Annotated in this window: 1 tRNA gene; it reads right to left on the bottom strand. The window is 43.3% G+C overall.

The window, feature by feature from the left end:
• Positions 1–104: 104 nt before the first annotated feature.
• Positions 105–180, bottom strand: a tRNA-Phe gene (locus PSI23_RS22700).
• Between the last annotated feature and the right edge of the window lie 35 nt (positions 181–215).

The following is a 215-nucleotide window of genomic DNA, read 5'->3' as shown; positions in this document are numbered from 1 at the left end:
CGTACAAACCAGGCTACCAATTGTTTAACATTTTCTTAACAGCCCTAAATTTTAACTTATTTGTTAATTACTTGATAGTATTCAACAAATTAGCTTTAAAATCTTGGTGCCCGGAGGCGGAATCGAACCACCGACACGGGGATTTTCAATCCCCTGCTCTACCGACTGAGCTATCCGGGCTAACGGGGCGCATTAAACCGTATTCAGCCCAATCC

Source organism: Xenorhabdus yunnanensis, assembly GCF_028598805.1.
GTDB lineage: Bacteria > Pseudomonadota > Gammaproteobacteria > Enterobacterales > Enterobacteriaceae > Xenorhabdus > Xenorhabdus yunnanensis.
The sequence above is the reverse complement of the archived record's forward strand: the minus strand, read 5'-3'. Positions and strand labels throughout refer to the sequence as shown.